This is a genomic window from Paractinoplanes aksuensis (assembly GCF_024137025.1).
Classification (GTDB): domain Bacteria; phylum Actinomycetota; class Actinomycetes; order Mycobacteriales; family Micromonosporaceae; genus Actinoplanes; species Actinoplanes aksuensis.
This window is the reverse complement of record NZ_JAMYJR010000044.1, coordinates 15845-33759: the sequence shown is the minus strand read 5'-3', so window position 1 is coordinate 33759 and position 17915 is coordinate 15845. Positions and strand designations below refer to the sequence as shown.

The 17915-nt window shown below is 70.5% G+C and carries 14 protein-coding genes; 1 reads left to right on the top strand and 13 read right to left on the bottom strand.

The annotated features are described in order from the left end of the window. Positions 1 to 95 precede the first annotated feature (95 nt). Positions 96 to 695 carry a GNAT family N-acetyltransferase gene (locus tag M1L60_RS37650; RefSeq protein WP_253242353.1) on the top strand — a complete coding sequence of 200 codons (600 nt, stop codon included), beginning with the start codon at positions 96 to 98 and terminating at the stop codon, positions 693 to 695. A gap of 64 nt (positions 696 to 759) precedes the next feature. Here the strand turns inward: M1L60_RS37650 and M1L60_RS37645 are convergent, their stop codons facing one another. The 13 genes from M1L60_RS37645 to rsgA form a co-directional block, all read right to left on the bottom strand. Further along, positions 760 to 1107 (bottom strand): RNA polymerase-binding protein RbpA, encoded by a 348-nt coding sequence (locus M1L60_RS37645; RefSeq protein ID WP_253242352.1) that lies wholly within the window; start codon positions 1105 to 1107, stop codon positions 760 to 762. A gap of 153 nt (positions 1108 to 1260) precedes the next feature. Continuing rightward, positions 1261 to 1518 (bottom strand): preprotein translocase subunit SecG, encoded by a 258-nt coding sequence (gene secG, locus M1L60_RS37640; RefSeq protein ID WP_253242351.1) that lies wholly within the window; start codon positions 1516 to 1518, stop codon positions 1261 to 1263. Between the two features lie 99 nt (positions 1519 to 1617). Further along, on the bottom strand, positions 1618 to 2406 hold the full coding sequence (tpiA, locus tag M1L60_RS37635) for a triose-phosphate isomerase (RefSeq protein ID WP_253242350.1): 789 nt from the start codon (positions 2404 to 2406) through the stop codon (positions 1618 to 1620). Next, positions 2406 to 3608 carry a phosphoglycerate kinase gene (locus M1L60_RS37630; protein WP_253242383.1) on the bottom strand — a complete coding sequence of 401 codons (1203 nt, stop codon included), beginning with the start codon at positions 3606 to 3608 and terminating at the stop codon, positions 2406 to 2408. The genes tpiA and M1L60_RS37630 overlap by 1 nt, the downstream gene beginning before the upstream one ends. Next, entirely contained in the window at positions 3605 to 4603 is a 999-nt protein-coding gene (gene gap, locus M1L60_RS37625) for a type I glyceraldehyde-3-phosphate dehydrogenase (protein ID WP_253242349.1), read from the bottom strand. The genes M1L60_RS37630 and gap overlap by 4 nt, the downstream gene beginning before the upstream one ends. A gap of 364 nt (positions 4604 to 4967) precedes the next feature. Continuing rightward, positions 4968 to 5948, bottom strand: coding sequence for a DNA-binding protein WhiA (gene whiA, locus M1L60_RS37620; protein ID WP_221381814.1), 981 nt, complete (start codon positions 5946 to 5948; stop codon positions 4968 to 4970). Positions 5949 to 6004: 56 nt separating this feature from the next. Then, positions 6005 to 6988, bottom strand: a complete 984-nt coding sequence (locus M1L60_RS37615; protein WP_253242348.1) for a gluconeogenesis factor YvcK family protein — start codon at positions 6986 to 6988, stop codon at positions 6005 to 6007. 2 nt (positions 6989 to 6990) lie between these two features. Beyond that, positions 6991 to 7890 carry an RNase adapter RapZ gene (gene rapZ / locus M1L60_RS37610; RefSeq protein WP_253242382.1) on the bottom strand — a complete coding sequence of 300 codons (900 nt, stop codon included), beginning with the start codon at positions 7888 to 7890 and terminating at the stop codon, positions 6991 to 6993. Positions 7891 to 8524: 634 nt separating this feature from the next. Next, entirely contained in the window at positions 8525 to 10921 is a 2397-nt protein-coding gene (gene uvrC / locus M1L60_RS37605; RefSeq protein WP_256518027.1) for an excinuclease ABC subunit UvrC, read from the bottom strand. 57 nt (positions 10922 to 10978) lie between these two features. Then, positions 10979 to 11512 (bottom strand): Rieske (2Fe-2S) protein, encoded by a 534-nt coding sequence (locus M1L60_RS37600; protein ID WP_253242346.1) that lies wholly within the window; start codon positions 11510 to 11512, stop codon positions 10979 to 10981. 234 nt (positions 11513 to 11746) lie between these two features. Next, positions 11747 to 14767 carry an excinuclease ABC subunit UvrA gene (gene uvrA, locus M1L60_RS37595; protein ID WP_253242345.1) on the bottom strand — a complete coding sequence of 1007 codons (3021 nt, stop codon included), beginning with the start codon at positions 14765 to 14767 and terminating at the stop codon, positions 11747 to 11749. A 146-nt stretch (positions 14768 to 14913) separates the two neighbouring features. After that, positions 14914 to 16707: a hypothetical protein gene (locus tag M1L60_RS37590; protein ID WP_253242344.1), complete on the bottom strand. Its 1794-nt coding sequence runs from the start codon at positions 16705 to 16707 to the stop codon at positions 14914 to 14916. Positions 16708 to 16732: 25 nt separating this feature from the next. After that, positions 16733 to 17770: a ribosome small subunit-dependent GTPase A gene (gene rsgA, locus M1L60_RS37585; protein ID WP_253242343.1), complete on the bottom strand. Its 1038-nt coding sequence runs from the start codon at positions 17768 to 17770 to the stop codon at positions 16733 to 16735. Positions 17771 to 17915 lie beyond the last annotated feature (145 nt).

The window sequence follows — 17915 nt, the reverse complement described above, 5'->3', positions numbered from 1 at the left end:
CGGCGGTGCGGCGTGGGCCCTGGCCCACGCCCATCGCCGGGGCGACATCGGACGGTGATCGCGGCCACACTCGGCGCTGATCATAGAATGCATCAGTGCAGCCAGAGATCCGCGCCTATCGGCCCACCGACCTCGACGCCGTTTACGACATCTGCGTGCGCACCGCCGACTCCGGCGGGGACGCGCGCGGCCAGAACAGCTCGGACCGCCTGGTCGGCGACATCTTCGCGGCCCCGTACGTCGTTCTCGAACCCACCGTGGCCCGGATCCTCGACGACGGGGCGGGCAACGCGGTCGGCTACGTCGTCGGCACCACGGACACGGCCGAGTTCGTGAAGCGCTACCGCACGGAATGGCTGCCCGCCACCGCCGGCCGCTACGGCGATGACCCGCGCGACGAGTTCTGGCTCGAACTGCACCACGACCCCGAGCGCATGCTCGTGCCCGAACTGGCCGGCTACCCGGCCCACCTGCACATCGACCTGCTGCCGGAATGGCAGGGCCGCGGCCTGGGACGCGGGCTGATGTGGTCGTTCCTGGCCGGGTTGCACGCGGCCGGCGCGCCGCGGGTGCACCTGGGCATGGCCCCGGCGAACACCGCCGCGCGCGCCTTCTACGACCGTCTGGGCTTCGAACAGATCGCGGTGCCGTCCGAGCCCGGCGTCGTCTACCTGGGCCGCGACACAGCCGTCTGAGCGCCTCGGAGTCCGTTTTGCGAATGAGGGCGGGCTGCGGCGCGGTCCAACTACGAAACGGGCCTCAGTCGCCGCGCCCGCGCCGCTGACGCAGCTTGGCCAGCGCCTCTTCGAGGATCTTGGCGCCGTCCTCGTCGGTGCGACGCTCCTTGACGTACGCCAGATGCGACTTGTACGGCTCGGCCCGTGACCGACCCGGCGGTTTCTGCCGGTCGAGGCCGGCCGGCTGACCGCAGCGCGGGCAGTCCCACGCGTCGGGGGTCGGCGCTTCGGCGGAGAACCAGATCTGGCTGGCGTGACCGGCCGCGCAGAAATAGGTCACCTCACGCCGCGGGGCGGGCTCGCTGCGTTCGTCGGGGCGGACCGGCGAGGAGCCGACCCGGCTTCCGCGGATCGCACTGCCACTGGACACGGATGTCACTCCTGTCTCGAGGGCGCTGATTGTCGGCCGGTCGAAATCGGGCCGAAACAAAGTAAAAGAAATGCCGCGCGCCCGGCAGAACCGGACGCGCGGCAGATTCTACGACTATTACGCTCCGTCAGGAAGCACGGGGCGTGAGGAAAATCAGCTGCCCGGGACGGCGAGCCGCAGCCACAGCCCGAGACCCACGATGCAGGCGAACCAGACGATGCCCACCAGAACGGTGTAGCGGTCGAGGTTCTTCTCGGCGACGGACGAGCCGGCGAGGCTGGACGTGACGCCGCCACCGAACATGCTCGACATGCCGCCGCCCTTGCCGCGGTGCAGCAGGATGAGCAGGGTCAGCAGAACGCTGGTGAGCACCAGCAACCCGATCAACGTGTACGCGAACCACATCGGCATGGTCGGACGATTCCTCTCGAAGGGCACTGCAGCGGTCCAACAATAGCGTGTGCCCGGGCGAACCATCCGCCCGGGCACACGGTCAATCGTCAGAGGCGCTCAGCGCGCCACGTGCTCGCGGAATCGGGCGATCGAGGCGAACTCCTCGGCGTCCAGGCTCGCGCCGCCGATGAGGGCGCCGTCCACATCGGGCTTGGCCATGATCGAGGCGATGTTGGCCGCCTTGACCGAGCCGCCGTAGAGGATCCGCACGGCGTTGCCGACCTCGTCGCCGTACTTCTCGACGAGCAGGGCCCGGATCTCGCCGCAGACCTCCTGCGCGTCCTCGGGCGTCGCCGTCTTGCCGGTGCCGATCGCCCAGACCGGCTCGTACGCGATGACGATCTGCTTGACCTGCTCGGGCTTGAGCCCGGCCAGGCCGGCTTCGACCTGCGACGTGCAGTGCGCGCAATGCCCGTTCTCCTCGCGGATGGACAGACCCTCGCCCACGCACAGGATCGGCGTCAGGTTGCTCGCGAAGGCCGCCTTCACCTTCGCGTTGACCGTGGCGTCGTCCTCGTTGTGGTACTCACGCCGCTCCGAGTGGCCGGCCAGCACGTACGTGCAGCCCAGCTTCTCGAGCATGGAGCCGGCGATCTCACCGGTGTAGGCGCCCGACTTGTGCTGCGAGATGTCCTGGGCGCCGTAGACGATGTTCAGCTTGTCGCCGTCGACCGCGGTCTGCACGGTGCGCAGGTCGGTGAACGGCGGCAGCACGGCCACCTCGGTGTCGGCCAGCTGCTGCTCGCTCAGGCTCGCGGCGAGCTTCTGCACCAGAAGGTTGGCCTCGAAGTGGTTGAGGTTCATCTTCCAGTTACCAGCCATAAGAGGCCGGCGCGCGTCCGCCATTACTTCTCCAGAGCTTCGATGCCGGGGAGGGTCTTGCCCTCGAGGTATTCCAGGGACGCGCCGCCACCGGTCGAGATGTGCCCGAAGGCGCTCTCGTCGAGGCCGAGCGTGCGCACGGCCGCGGCCGAGTCGCCCCCGCCGACCACGGAGAAGCCGTCGATCTTGGTGATCGCCTCGGCCACGCCGCGGGTGCCGGCCGCGAACGGCGCCAGCTCGAACACGCCCATCGGGCCGTTCCAGAACACCGTCTTGGCGCCACCGATGGCCTCGGCGAACAGCGCGACCGACTCGGGACCGATATCGAGGCCCAGCCGGTCGGCCGGGATCTCGGAGGCGGGCACCGTGACGTGGTCGGCATCGGCCGAGAATTCGGTCGCGGCGACGACGTCGACCGGCAGCACGATCCGGCCCTGCGCCTCGGACAGCAGGTCGCGGCAGGTGCCGACCATCTCGTCCTCGAGCAGCGACTTACCGACCTCGTGACCCTGGGCCTTGAGGAAGGTGAAGCACATGCCGCCGCCGACCAGGAGCTTGTCGACCTTGGGCAGCAGCGCCTTGATCACGGCGAGCTTGTCCGACACCTTGGAACCGCCGAGCACGACCACGTACGGCTGCTCGGGGCTCTCGGTGACCTTCTTGAGGACGTCGACCTCTTTGATCACGAGGCCGCCGGCGTAGTGCGGCAGCACGGCCGCCACGTCGTACACCGAAGCGTGCTTGCGGTGCACGGCGCCGAACGCGTCGTCGACGTAGAAGTCGGCGAACGCGGCCAGCTCGCCCGCGAACGCCGCCCGTACGGCGTCGTCCTTGGCGGTCTCGCCCTCGTTGAACCGCAGGTTCTCGAGCAGCAGCACCTGGCCGTCGGTCAGCGCGCCCGCCTTGGCCTGCGCGTCGGGGCCGACCGTGTCGCCGGCGAAGACGACCTCGGAACCCAGCAGCTCACCCAGACGGGTGGCCACGGGGGCCAGCGTGTACTTGGGGTCGGGCGCGCCCTTGGGGCGGCCCAGGTGCGACATGACGATGACGCGGGCGCCCGCGTCACGCAGCGCGATCAGCGTCGGCAGCACCGCGCGGGCGCGGCCGTCGTCGCTGATGACGCCCGGGTTGCTCTTGTCGAACGGGACGTTCAGGTCGGCGCGCACGAGCACGCGCCGACCCGAGACACCCTCGCCGAGCAGGTCGTCGAGAGTCTTCAAGATCAGGCCCCGGCGAGCTTGACCAGGTCGACCAGGCGGTTCGAGTAGCCCCACTCGTTGTCGTACCAGCCGACGACCTTGACCTGGTTACCGATGACCTTGGTCAGGCCGGCGTCGAAGATGCAGGACGCCGGGTCGGTCACGATGTCCGAGGAGACGATCTCGTCCTCGGTGTAGACCAGGATGCCCTTGAGCGGGCCCTCGGCGGCGGCCTTGATCGCGGCGTTGACCTCGTCGACCGACGTCTCCTTGGAGGCGGTGAAGGTCAGGTCGGTGGCCGAGCCGGTGGGGATCGGCACCCGCAGCGCGAAGCCGTCGAGCTTGCCCTTGAGCTCGGGCAGCACCAGGCTCACGGCCTTGGCGGCGCCGGTCGAGGTCGGCACGATGTTCAGGGCGGCGGCGCGGGCGCGACGCAGGTCCTTGTGCGGGCCGTCCTGCAGGTTCTGGTCCTGGGTGTAGGCGTGGATCGTGGTCATGAGGCCACGCTCGATGCCGATCGTGTCGTTCAGGACCTTCGCCATCGGGGCGAGGCAGTTGGTGGTGCAGGAAGCGTTCGAGATGATCGTGTGCTTCGCGCCGTCGTACAGGTTGTCGTTGACACCCATGACGATGGTGATGTCTTCGTTCTTGGCCGGGGCCGAGATGATGACCTTCTTGGCGCCCTTGTCGATGTGCGCCTTGGCCTTGGTGGCGTCGGTGAAGAAGCCGGTCGACTCGATGACGACGTCGGCGCCCAGGTCGCCCCAGGGCAGGTTGTTCGGGTCCTTCTCGGCGAACGCCTTGAAGGTCTTGCCACCGACGGTGATCTCGTCCGCCGTCGCCTTGACCTCCTGCGGCAGGCGGCCCAGGATCGAGTCGTACTTGAGCAGGTGAGCGAGAGTCGCGTTGTCGGTGAGGTCGTTCACGCCGACAATTTCGATGTCCGCACCAGAGGCGGCAACCGCCCGGAAGAAGTTGCGGCCGATACGGCCGAAGCCATTGATGCCAACCCGGATGGTCACAGGTGGATCTCCTCGTTTCGGTCCGCCGGATTATGCGACCGGCGGAGGGTCTGCGTTGCCGACCTTTTAGCCAGGGCCGGCAGAGGGGCGTCCGGCCGCCGCGCCTGAACTGAGGAGGCGCCGCGGCGAACCGGCGGCACACAGCGCGGCCGGCCGAGCTGCCGGCACCGTCGCCGTCGTCCTGACCCTATCCGAGCGCCCAGGCTTGTTTTGCGCGGGGTCGCAACCTGAGCGTTACCGAGCCCCCGCGTTAACCTGCGCTTCTTCTGCCGGAAAAGCCCCATCCTGTACGCAACGTGACCATCACCAACGGCAACGGGAACCGTCCCACGTGCTGGTCGTCACACCTTCTCGCCGGCCCGGGTCAGCAGGCCATCATCTCCGGCGTCACGGCGGCTTCGGTGTCGGGAATGCCCAAGTCGCGGGCGCGCTTGTCGGCGAGGGCGAGCAGACGCCTTATACGGCCGGCGATCGCATCCTTCGTCAGCGGCGGATCGGCCAGCGCGCCCAGCTCCTCCAGCGACGCCTGCCGGTGCTCCAGCCGCAGCTGCCCGGCCGACGTGAGGTGGTTGGGGGCCTCGTCGGCCAGGATCTCGAGGGCCCGGGTGACGCGGGCCGCCGCGGCCACCGCCGCGCGCGCCGAGCGGCGCAGGTTGGCGTCGTCGAAGTTGGCCAGCCGGTTGGCCGTGGCGCGGACCTCACGGCGGACCCGGCGCTCCTCCCAGGCCAGCACGCTGGAGTGCGCCCCGATGCGGGTGAGCAGGGCGGCGATCGCGTCGCCGTCCTTGATGACCACCCGGTCGACGCCGCGCACCTCGCGGTCCTTGGCCGTGATGCCGATGCGCCGGGCCGCGCCGCGCAACGCCAGCGCCGCCTCCGGTCCGGGGCAGGTGATCTCGAGCGCGCTCGAGCGGCCGGGCTCGGTCAGCGAGCCGTGGGCCATGAACGCGCCCCGCCACGCGGCCACCGCGCAGCAAACGTTGGCCGAGACCACGTGCGGCGGCAGGCCCCGGACGGGACGGCCGCGCACGTCGAGCAGGCCGGTCTGCCGGGCCAGCGCCTCGCCGTCCTTGACGATGCGCACGATGTAGTGGCTGCCCTTGCGCAGCCCGCCCGAGGCCAGCACGTGCACCTCGCTGGGGTAGCCGTAGACGTCGGCGATCTCGCGCCGCAGCCGCCGGGCCACCGCGCCGGTGTCGAGCTCGGCCTCGACCACCACCCGGCCCGAGACGATGTGCAGGCCGCCCGCGAACCGCAGGAGGGCCGCCATCTCGGCCCGCCGGCAGCAGGGCTTGGGCACGTCGACCCGGCTCAGCTCATCCTTGACTGCTGCCGTCATAGCCATCGTGTCGTCACCTCATGCGCCGGATCTTGAACAGTGAGTCGCATTACGCCCTTGCTTTAACGATCGGCACCCAGGACAGGCACCAGCGCAACCCCCAACGACTCAGGATCATGCCTGGCGCTGCCGTCCGCAACGGCCACAGGTGCCAACACCAGACGGGCGCCCAGAGCTTCCGCGGCCCGCCGCACCGGTTCGGTCTCCCCCACCCAACGAGCGTCGGCCAGGACGGCGTCGACCTTGAGACCGGGCAGGTACCAGTGCAGGGCGGCCAGGTGGTCGGCGGCCGACAGGCCGAGCGTCTCGTTCTCGGTGGCCAGGTTGAGCGTCACCAGCCGCCGGGCCGAGCTCTTCATGATCGCCTCGGCCAGGCCCGGCACCATCAGGTGCGGCAGCACGCTGGTGAACCAGCTGCCCGGCCCGAAGATCAACCAGTCCGCGTCGTCGATCGCGGCGATGGCCTGCGCGCAGACCGGCGGGTCGGCCGGGTCGATCCGGACCGCCTCGACGTGACCGTGCGCGACCGCGACCGCGTGCTGGCCCCGGACGGTGACGACCTCGTGCGGGCGCTGCGGGTCGGCCCCGCGGACGTCGGCCTCGATGCCGATCGCGTGCCGGGCCATCGGCAGCACCCGCCCGCGGGCGCCGACCATCGCGGCCGCCTGGTCGAGGGCCTGCACCGGATCGCCCAGCATCTCCATCAGGCCGAGCAGCAGCAGATTGCCCACGGCGTGCCCGACCAGCGGATCGGGACCCTCGCCGCGGACGGCCGGGATCTCGGCGAAGCGGTACTGCAGCAGCTGGGCCGTGCGCTGGGTGGCCGGCTGGTCGTCGGCCAGCGCGGCCAGGGCCTGGCGCAGGTCGCCCGGCGGGAGCAGCGCGTCCCGCTCGGCCAGCAGCCGGCCGCTGGACCCGCCGTCGTCGCCGACCGTGACCACCGCCGTGATGTCCAGCTCGAGCTGGGTGGCGCTGCGGCGCAGGGCCCGCAGCGAGGCGCTCAGCCCGTGGCCGCCGCCGAACGCCACCACCCGTACGGGGGGCATGGTCACTCCCGCCCCAGGTCACGGTGGGAGGAGTGGGCCGACAGGCGCATGTCCCGGAGCTGAGCGGTCAGCTCCTCGGTGATGGCGACGCTGCGGTGCTTGCCGCCGGTGCAGCCGACGGCGACGGTCAGGTAGCGCTTGCCCTCGCGCTCGAAGCCGGACGCGGTGGCCGCGATCAGCCCGGCGTACGTCTTCACGAAGTCGCCCGCGCCCTCCTGATCGAGGACGTAGGTGCTCACCGCCTCCTCGAGACCGGTGTGGTCGCGCAGGTCGGGCACCCAGAACGGGTTGGGCAGGAACCGGGCGTCCATCACGTAGTCGGCGTCGGGCGGCAGGCCGTACTTGAAGCCGAACGAGAGCACGGTGATGCGCAGCCGGCGCACGTCCTCGCCGCCGAACAGCTCCTCGACCCGGCGCCGGAGCTGGTTGACGTTGAGGTGGCTGGTGTCGATGATCACATCGGACTGCTCACGGGCCTCGGCCAGCAACTTGCGCTCGGCCGCGATGCCGTCGGCGAGACGGCCGTCACCCTGCAGCGGATGCGAACGACGCACCGACTCGAAGCGCCGGATCAGCACGTCGTCCTCGGCGTCGACGAACAGGACCCGCGGCGAGAAGCCGCGCTCACGCAGGGCGTGGATGGCCCCGGCCAGGTCGGTCGAGAAGGCCCGGCTGCGGACGTCGAGGACCATGGCCGTCCGCCGGGCGGCGCCCCCGGCCTGGAACGCGAGCTGGGCCATGTCGAGCATGAGCGCCTGCGGCAGGTTGTCGACCACGTAGAAACCGACGTTCTCGAGCGCGCGGGCGACTGTGCTGCGCCCACCGCCGGAAACCCCGGTCACGACCACCAGATCGGTGGCCGCCTCGTCCGAATCGGTCGCGTCGGCCACGAACTCCGGCATCGACTCCGTCACGCACGCCTCCCAGCGTCGCTTCGCCCGCGCCCCCGGCGGACACAACATCCTAGGCCGAAGCCGGTCACCCGATTCCCCCGCACGCTTGTCGTCCATCCGATCGGTGTCCCGGCCCCGCTGAATACAACCACTACGGGCCGCCACTAGTTCCGCAGCCCACTCCCCTGCCCCCTACGACCGACAAGATCACACCCCACCGGCCGCGCTGTACACGATCCTGCTGGGCCGTCATCAGCCGCCGTAACCAGCCCCTGCGCGGCCTCCGGCACCGCGGCCTGGGTCGGCAGCCATTCTCAGCCGTGATGGCCGGCACTGCTGTCGACCCGAACTCGGCTCGCCGACGGCGCCGCCGTGGACCTGGCGGTCGAGGTTGACGGTCGTACCAGCCCTCCCGTCGCCGGCTGCCCTGGCCACCAGCAGGACGGCCACACGCTCGTCGAACGACCGTCAGCCGGGCGACGCCCCGGCCCTCTCCGGCCCGAGCAGGTGCCGAGCCGTACCCGGATGTGAGATGGAGTAGCGGGTTATCCACATTGAGCGGTTATCCACAGGGGGCGGTGCTTCCGGGCGCGGGCGGGCGCGGATCCGGGCAGCATCGCGGGCATGAAGCGATCGGCAGTTGTCAGCCCCGGTTTCCGGCGCTGGGGTGCGGCGCCTTCGAGCGGTTGGCGCCGGCCTTGGTGCGGCCCGCTCCGCCGGAGGGGACGGAGCCCTCCGCGGCCGGTCCGCCGTCGGCGGCCGGCTTGGTGGGCTCGGGGTTGAGCGCCGCCAGCAGGGCCTCGGCGGTGCGGCGGCCGATGCCGGGGATCTCGGTGATCTCCTCAGGGGTGGCCGCGGCCACCCGCTTGAGCGAACCGAAGTGGCGCAGCAGGGCCTTGCGCCGGGTCTCGCCCAGGCCGGGGACGTTGTCGAGGGCCGAGGCGGTCATCCGCTTGGAGCGGCGCTGACGGTGGAACGTGATGGCGAAGCGGTGGGCCTCGTCGCGCACCCGCTGCAACAGGTAGAGCGCCTCGGAGGTGCGCGGCAGGATCACCGGGAAGTCGTCGCCGGGCAGCCACACCTCTTCGAGCCGCTTGGCCAGGCCGCACAGCGCCACGTCGGTGATGCCCAGGTCGGAGAGCACGGCGGCGACGGCGTTGACCTGGGGCTGGCCGCCGTCGACGACCACCAGCTGCGGCGGATAGGCGAAGCGCCGGGGGCGACCGGTCAGCGGGTCTATGCCCGGCAGATCGGCGGTGGCGACGTCGCCGTCGTCCAGCCCGCTCGCGACCGAGGCCGCGGCCGTCACGCCACCTGTCGCCGCGGCCGTCACGCCACCGGTCGCCGCGGCAGTCACGCCACCGGTCGCAGCGGCAGTCATGCCATTGGTTGCCGCGTCGTCGGCCGCCGGCCCGGCCGCCAGCTGCCCGGCCGCGGCTGCCTCGGCCCAACCGCCGCCGGAGCCTGGCGCGGCGGTCCCGCTCGCGACGCTGCCGGCCGCGCTGTCGTCGGCGCCGGCGAAGTCGGTGTCATCGGCGCCGACGAGGTCGGCGTCGTCGGGATCGTCGGGGTCGGGGTGATCCTGGGGGGCGTCGGCGCCGGGCTGGGCGCGGAAGCGGGCGAACCGCCGCCGCATCACTTCGCTCATCGCGGCCAGGTCGTCGGTGCCGCTGCCGTCGGGGTTGCCGCGGATCGCGAAGCGCCGGTATTCGCTCTTGCGGGCCAGACCGTCCTCGAAGACGACCATGGAGGCGACCACGTCGGTGCCCTGGATCTGGGACACGTCGAAGCACTCGATGCGCAGCGGCGCCGAGTCGAGGCCGAGCGCCTCGGCGATCTCGTCGAGCGCCTTGCTGCGGGTGGTCAGGTCGCCCGCGCGGCGCAGCTTGTGGCGTTGCAGCACCTCGCCGGCGTTGCGGGACACCGTTTCCATCAGCGTGCGCTTGTCGCCGCGTTGGGGCACGCGCAGCGAGACCCGGCTGCCCCGGTGTTCGGAGAGCCAGTCGGCCAGCGCGCCGGCGTCGTCGGGCAGGGCGGGCACGAGCACCTCGCGCGGCACGTCGCCCTCACCCTCCTCGCCGCCGTAGACCTGGCTGCAGAAGTGGTGGACCAGGTCGCCGGTGGTCAGATCTTCCACCTTTTCGACGACCCAGCCGCGCTGGCCGCGCACCCGGCCGTCGCGCACGTGGAAGACCTGGACGGCCGCCTCGAGCGGGTCTTCGGCGAAGGCGACCACGTCGGCGTCGGTGCCGTCGCCCAGCACGACGGTCTGCTTCTCCATCGCGCGGCGCAGGGCGGCGATGTCGTCGCGCAGGCGGGCCGCGTGTTCGAAGTTGAGCTCTTCGGAGGCCTGCATCATGTCGCGTTCGAGCCGCTTGACGAACGTGTCGGTCTTGCCCGCCATGAAGTCGCAGAAGTCGTCGACGATCGCGCGGTGCTGATCGGCCGTGACCGTGCCGACGCACGGGGCCGAGCACTTGCCGATGTAGCCGAGAAGGCAGGGGCGGCCGATCTGACCGGAACGTTTGAACACGCCGCTCGAGCAGGTGCGGGCCGGGAAGACGCGCAGCAGCAGGTCGAGCGTCTCGCGGATGGCCCAGGCGTGCGAATACGGCCCGAAGTAGCGCACACCCTTGCGCTTGGCCCCGCGCATCACCTGCAGGCGCGGGAACTCTTCGTTGAGGGTGACCGCGAGGAACGGGTAGGACTTGTCGTCGCGGTATTTGACGTTGAAGCGCGGGTCGAACTCTTTGATCCAGGAGAACTCGAGCTGCAGCGCCTCGACCTCGGTGCCGACGGTCACCCAGTCCACACTGGAGGCGGTGGTGACCATCTGCTGCGTACGCGCGTGCAGCGACCACGTGTCGGCGAAGTAGGAATTCAGCCGGTTGCGCAGGTTTTTGGCCTTGCCCACGTAGATGACGCGGCCGCCCGGGTCGCGGAAGCGGTAGACGCCCGGCGACTCGGGAACGGTGCCCGGCGCGGGGCGATAGCTGGAGGGGTCTGGCACAGACTCAACACTAGTGCGGGGGACTGACATGATTACCCGACCGGAGGTCCGTCGCCGCCGCCACGGCGCGGACCTCCGGCCCGGAAGTCACGCCGCGACGATGTTGTCGCCGTCCACCTTGACCTCGGTCGCGGGCAGCGCCTTGGTGGCCGGCCCGGAGGTCGGCTCGCCGGTGTCGATCGAGAACTTGCTGTTGTGACACGGGCACGTGATCTGACCGCCGTCGATCTTGCTGACGTCGCAGCCGGCGTGCGTGCACACCTTGCTGAACGCCTTGAACGTGCCGGCCACGGGCTGGGTGATCACGTAGTCGCCGGCGATGATGCCGCCGCCCTCGGGCACGTCGCCCACGGCGGCCAGGGTCGCGCCGCCGGAGCCGCCGTTACTGCCGCCGTTGCTGCCACCACCGGGACCTGCGCTGCCGGCCGGGCCGGGGTTGTCGCTGAAGTCGGTGCCGTTGCTGTTGGTGGACGAGGAGCCCGTGCCACAGGCGGCCAGGACGGCCGTGGCGCCCGCCGCACCGGCGCCGAGCAGGACCACACGGCGCGTCTTGGCCGAACGCGGACGCTCGGTCGCCTCCTCGTGGCGCTCGGCGTCGGTCGTGGTCTGCACGTCTGTCATCGTGTGTCCTCCAGTGCCTGTTCCGCGTGAGTCGTCACGCGGCGTCGCCTCTACATACGCTGGCGCGGCTCACCCAGTTCAGGCTCACCGCGAAATTATCCGCTGCCGGGTGCGGGTTTCTGTTGGGGTTCGTCAGCATTTGCCACGCACAAAGCAATGCCCGGTCGAGGCTATGTCCCCGACCGGGCGTCGTAGCTTTGAGTCACCTGTGACCTTGCTGAAGACCCGGGGTCATCACGCCTGAGTTGTGGCCTTGGCGCGCGACCGGGTGGCCCGAGGCTTCGCGGCGGCGCCATTGGCTTTCGCCGGCGCGGCCTTGACCGGCGCCGCCTTGACCGCGGCCGTCTTGCCCGCCGCCCCGTTCGCCTTGGCGGCTCGGCCGACCGCAGCGGGCGACCCCGTACCCTCGCCCTCGAGGCCGAGCATGTGCCGCAGGAACTGACCGGTGTGGCTCTCGGGCACCTCGGCCAGCTCTTCCGGGGTGCCGGTGGCCAGCACCAGCCCGCCCTTGCTGCCGCCCTCGGGACCCATGTCGATCAGCCAGTCGGCGTTCTTGATCACATCGAGGTTGTGCTCGATGGTGATCACCGTGTTGCCCTTGTCGACCAGGCCGTTGAGCACCAGCAGCAGCTTGCGGATGTCCTCGAAGTGCAGGCCGGTGGTCGGCTCGTCGAGCACGTAGACCGTCTTGCCGGTCGACCGCTTCTGCAGCTCGGAGGCCAGCTTGACGCGCTGGGCCTCGCCGCCGGACAGGGTCGGGGCCGGCTGGCCGAGCCGCACGTAGCCCAGGCCCACGTCGACCAGCGTCTTGAGGTGCCGGTGGATGGCCGGGATGGCCTCGAAGAAGCTCGCGCCCTCCTCGATCGGCATCTCGAGCACCTCGGAGATGGTCTTGCCCTTGTAGTGCACCTCGAGCGTCTCGCGGTTGTAGCGGGCGCCCTTGCACACCTCGCACGGGACGTAGACGTCGGGCAGGAAGTTCATCTCGATCTTGATCGTGCCGTCGCCCGCACAGTTCTCGCAGCGACCGCCCTTGACGTTGAACGAGAACCGGCCCGGACCGTAGCCGCGCACCTTGGCCTCGGTCGTCTCGGCGAACAGCTTGCGGATGTTGTCGAAGACACCCGTGTACGTAGCCGGGTTGGACCGCGGGGTGCGGCCGATCGGCGACTGGTCGACCCCGACCACCTTGTCGACGTTCTCGAGCCCGGTGATGCGGGTGTGCCGCCCCGGCACCATGCGGGCGCCGTTGACCTGGTTGGCCAGCACGGTGTAGAGGATGTCGTTGACCAGCGTCGACTTGCCCGAGCCGCTGACCCCGGTGACCGCGATGAACTGCCCGAGCGGGAACGGCACGGTCAGCCCGCGCAGGTTGTGCTCGCGGGCGCCCTGCACGACCAGTTCGCGGCCCGGCATCTGCGGGCGGCGACCGGCCGGGGTCGGGATCGACTTGCGGCCCGACAGGTAGGCCCCGGTCGGCGACTTGCGGTTCTTGAGCAGGCCCTCGACCGAGCCGCTGTGCACGATGTGACCGCCGTGCTCACCGGCGCCGGGGCCGATGTCGACGATCCAGTCGGCCTGGCGGATCGTGTCCTCGTCGTGCTCGACGACGATCAGCGTGTTGCCCAGGTTCTTGAGCCGGACCAGGGTCTCGATGAGCCGGTGGTTGTCGCGCTGGTGCAGGCCGATCGACGGCTCGTCGAGCACGTAGAGCACGCCGACCAGGCCCGAGCCGATCTGGGTGGCGAGCCGGATGCGCTGGGCCTCGCCGCCCGAGAGCGTGCCCGCGCCGCGGTCGAGCGACAGGTATTCGAGACCGACGTCGACCAGGAAGCGCAGCCGCGCGTTGATCTCTTTGAGGACCCGCTCGGCGATCATCTTCTGCCGGCTGTCGAGCTCGATGCTCGCCAGCAGGTCGGCGCAGTCACCGATCGACAGGTTGCAGACCTCGGCGATGCTCTTGCCGGCGATCGTCACGGCCAGCACCTCGGGCTTGAGCCGGGTGCCGCCACAGGTCGGGCAGGGCACGTCGCGCATGTAGCCCTCGTACTTGTCGCGCGACCAGTCGCTCTCGGTGTCGTTGTGGCGGCGCTCGATCCACTGCACCACGCCCTCGAAGCCGGTGTAGTAGGAGCGCTCACGCCCGTACTTGTTGCGGTAGCGGACGTGGACCTGGTCTTCCGCACCGTGCAGGATCAGCTTCTGGACCCGGCTCGACAGCTGGCGCCACGGGGTGTCGACGCTGAACTTCTCGGCCTTGGCCAGCGCCTCGATCAGGCGCAGGAAGTATTCCTGGGTCTGGCCGCCGGACCAGGGCTGGATCGCCCCCTCGCGGATGCTGCGCTCCTCGTCGGGGATCAGCAGCTCGGGGTCGACCTCTTTCTTGGTGCCGAGGCCGGTGCACTCGGGGCAGGCGCCGTACGGAGCGTTGAACGAGAACACCCGGGGCTCGAGGTCCTCGATGGCCAGCGGGTGGTCGTTGGGGCAGGCCAGGTGTTCGGAGAAGCGGCGCTCGCGCTGCGGGTCGTCCTCGGGCAGGTCGACGAAGTCGAGCACGACGATGCCGGCAGCCAGGCCAAGCGCGGACTCGATCGAGTCGGTGAGCCGCTGCTTGCTGCTCGCCTTGACGCTGAGCCGGTCGACCACCACCTCGATGGTGTGCTTCTCCTGCTTCTTGAGCTTCGGCGGCTCGGTCAGCGGGTGGACCACGCCGTCGACCCGGGCCCGGGCGTAGCCCTTGGCCTGCAGCTCGGCGAACAGGTCGACGTACTCGCCCTTGCGGCCGCGGATGACCGGGGCCAGCACCATGAAGCGGGTGCCCTCGTCCATGGCGAGGACCCGGTCGACGATCTGCTGCGGGGTCTGCTTGCTGATCCGCTCGCCGCAGACCGGGCAGTGCGGGATGCCCGTGCGCGCGAACAGCAGGCGCAGGTAGTCGTAGACCTCGGTGATGGTGCCGACCGTCGAGCGCGGGTTGCGCGAGGTCGACTTCTGGTCGATCGACACCGCCGGGCTCAGGCCCTCGATGAAGTCGACGTCGGGCTTGTCCATCTGCCCGAGGAACTGCCGCGCGTACGACGAGAGGGACTCGACGTAGCGCCGCTGCCCCTCGGCGAAGATCGTGTCGAACGCCAGGCTGGACTTGCCGGAGCCGGACAGACCGGTGAACACGATCAGGGCGTCGCGGGGCAGGTCCAAGCTGACGTCGCGCAGGTTGTGTTCGCGCGCGCCTCTAATAGTCAAACGGTCGGCCACAGCCAGCCTCTCCGTACAGGTGTTTGAAACGAGCAGAGCCGCGGCCACTCTAGCCATGGGGTACGACAAGTTTTGCCGCCGCCGGGCCCGGAGAAGTGCAGCGCTTGTCACATCCTGCTAATTCCCGCAGAACGCGCTTCTTTAGATCACTCGTTCGAGGGAACCGGCAATGAGCGTACGTCCCACAGGCGCACCCCGCCCACCTGCTGAGGCTCACCGAGCGCGGCCGTGAGCGTGTCGAGCAGCGGCCCTTCGTTGGTCGTGCCGGGCACCAGCACGACCACGGCGGCCCGCCAGAAGACCAGGTCGTCGGTGATCCGGGCCTTGTCGCTCGCACTCAGCCGAGGGCGCTCGCCGTACTGCTGCACCCGCCACAACAGGTCGCTGGAGAACCGGCGCGGCGCGTTCCACGAGCCGGTGATGTCGTCGGGCGGGTCGAGCGGCCCCATGAAGTAGCCACGCGGTGACGAGTACTCGAGGTTGGTCAGCGCCGGCCAGCGCACCCCGTCCCGGCCATACGTGACCTCGGGCAACGGCACCGTGACCAGGGTGCGACCCTCGGTCACGTACTGCCGCCAGGTGCCCTGGGCGATGAACGACGGCATCGGATCGGCGTCGAACACCGGCAGCGGCTTGGGCGCCATCGGCACCAGGGCCAGCACCAGGCCCACCGCCCACAACCGCCGCCCACGCGGGGTGAACCCGCGCATCCGGTCGGTGGCCAGCGCCAGCAGCACGCCGGCGATGGTCGCGGGCACCATCGCGAACCGGGTCACGCTGACCAGGTCGATGATCGGCACGTGGCTGACCAGGCCGAACGGCAGCGGGACGCCGGTGTCGGAGCCGAACACCTTGAGGCTCGGGCCCATCGACACGACCAGCAGCACGAACGCCGAGATCGCGGCGGCCCGGGCCGCCGCCGAACGCCACAGCACCACCACCGCGGCCACGATCATCACCAGGCCGACCGGGCCGAAGAACGTGTTGTCCTCGGTGCTGCTGACGCTCATCCGGCGGGCCAGCTCGTCGGTGCCGGCCAGCGACTGGCGGGCGAAGCCGGCCAGCGAGGCGAGGTCGGTGGCGAACTTGTCCGGCAGGAACGGCTGCCCGCTGTACGAGCCGGGACCGGTGAACTGGAAATAGAGCGGGTAGGCCAGCAGCGCCAGGGAGATCGGCGCCGCGACACCGAGACCGGCGAGCAGTGGCCGCGCCTCGCGCTTGGCCCGGGCCGGGACCATCAGCGCGTACGCGATGACGAAGACGCCCAGGGCGAGCGCGGTGAACAGCAGGATCTCCTCGTTCAGGAAGACCTGCACCACGATCAGCAGGGCCAGGATCACCCCGCCGCGCACGGCCCGGCCGGGCTCGCGCAGCCGCAGCACCTGCCAGACGATGAACGGCACGACGAACAGGCTGACGAAGTTCACGTGACCGTTGGCGTGCGACACCATCGCCGGGCAGAACCCGCACCACAGGCCGCCGATCCAGGCCGCGACGCGACTCTGCACCAGGTGGCGCGACAGCACCCAGTACCAGGCAGCGGCCGTGCCGGCCAGACCCAGCGTGAGCAGCAGCACCACGGTGACACCGGCGCCCAGCCAGTGGGTGACCGGGGCGAACGGCACACTCAGCGCCAGCACCGTGGTGTTGGCCATCATGTTGATGCCGTCGGGCACGTTCATCCGGTCGCTGAACAGCGGGTTGTCGCCGTGGAAGAGCACCCGCTCGCCGTGCGCCATGACGAACATGAAGAAGCCGTGGTCGTCGTCGTTGCCGGCCAGCACCCGGCCGCTGGGGTCGCGCCACAGCCGGCTCAGCACCAGCACGGCGAGCAACCCGTAGCTCAGCAGCGCCCAGAGATCGGCCCGGCGCCGCCGTGGCTCCGGCGCCGGCGGCCGAGTCTCAGCCCGGCCTTCGACGACTTCCTCCACCGCACGCACCGGAGCATTGTGGCAGAAGGGTACGTCAGGAACGCCTGCGGCGGTGTCCGGCCGTCCCGGCCAGGCGGGCCGACTGGCGGGCCGACTCGACCTCGATCTCGTGCCGCAGTTTGCGCCAGCTGGCCAGCCGCCGCGGGGCCAGACTGCCGTCGGCGACAGCCAGGGCCACCGCGCAGGCGGGCTCGGTCTCGTGCCGGCAGTCGTCGAAGCGGCAGCGCGCGGCCAGCTCGGTGACGTCGGCAAAAGCACGGGCCAGCCCGTCCGCGGTATCGAGCAGGCCGACGCCCCGGATGCCCGGTGTGTCCAGCACGGCGCCGCCGCCCGGCACCAGCACGAGGTTCCGGTAAGCGGTGGTGTGCCGCCCCTTGCCGTCGACGTCGCGGATCTGCTGGACCGGCATGACCGGCGTCCCGGCGAGCGCGTTGACCAGCGTCGACTTCCCCGCCCCGGAACGCCCGAGCAAGGCCAAGGTGCGGCCCTTCCCGGCGTACGCCCGCAATTGCTCGACCCCCAGGGCGAGCCGCGCGCTGACCGCGACCACCGGCACACCTGGCGCGATAGCGGCGATCTGCCGGCTGATCGCTTCGGGGGTGGGCGACATGTCGGCCTTGGTCAGCACTAATAGCGGCCGCGCGCCGGATTCCCAGGCCAGGGCGAGCAGGCGCTCGATGCGCGCGTCGTCCGGCTCGGGATGGATCGGCTCGACCACGGCCACGGTGTCCATGTTGGCGGCGAGAACCTGACCGGTGCTGTCCTTGTCGGAGGTACGGCGCAACAAACAGGTGCGCCGGGGCAGGACAGCCTCGATCGTGGTCCGCCGGTCGGGCCAGTGGCGCAGCACCACCCAGTCGCCGGCGCACGGCAGCAGCGCCGGGTCTTTGGCCGCTTTGAGCAGCACGTTGCCGCCGAGGCTGGCCCGGGTGACGCCGTCGGAGCCGAGAACGGTGCAGACACCCCGGTCGGCCCGCAGCACGCGGCCGGCGGTGGCGTCGGATCGGTCGTAGGGACGGTAAGCGGATACGAGGGATTCGTCCCAGCCGAGCTGGGACAGATCGTGCGACATGAGAACCCGTTTCGCGGACGGGAGGCTCGCCGGACCTCGCGGGTCAGGCCAGGGCCTCCGGGTGAAGGGACGCCAGGACGAACAGCACGCTCCCCACCTCCTCCGCGGGATCTGATCGACGCGTCTGCACCGACGGTACGGTTGC

Coding starts and splice junctions, on each gene's coding strand:
- tpiA (WP_253242350.1), bottom strand. CDS start 2,406: ATGGCGGACGCGCGCCGGCCTCTTATGGCTGGTAACTGGAAGATGAAC.
- M1L60_RS37615 (WP_253242348.1), bottom strand. CDS start 6,988: ATGCCCCCCGTACGGGTGGTGGCGTTCGGCGGCGGCCACGGGCTGAGC.
- rapZ (WP_253242382.1), bottom strand. CDS start 7,890: ATGCCGGAGTTCGTGGCCGACGCGACCGATTCGGACGAGGCGGCCACC.
- whiA (WP_221381814.1), bottom strand. CDS start 5,948: ATGGCTATGACGGCAGCAGTCAAGGATGAGCTGAGCCGGGTCGACGTG.
- secG (WP_253242351.1), bottom strand. CDS start 1,518: ATGCCGATGTGGTTCGCGTACACGTTGATCGGGTTGCTGGTGCTCACC.
- uvrC (WP_256518027.1), bottom strand. CDS start 10,921: ATGTCAGTCCCCCGCACTAGTGTTGAGTCTGTGCCAGACCCCTCCAGC.
- M1L60_RS37600 (WP_253242346.1), bottom strand. CDS start 11,512: ATGACAGACGTGCAGACCACGACCGACGCCGAGCGCCACGAGGAGGCG.
- rsgA (WP_253242343.1), bottom strand. CDS start 17,770: ATGTCGCACGATCTGTCCCAGCTCGGCTGGGACGAATCCCTCGTATCC.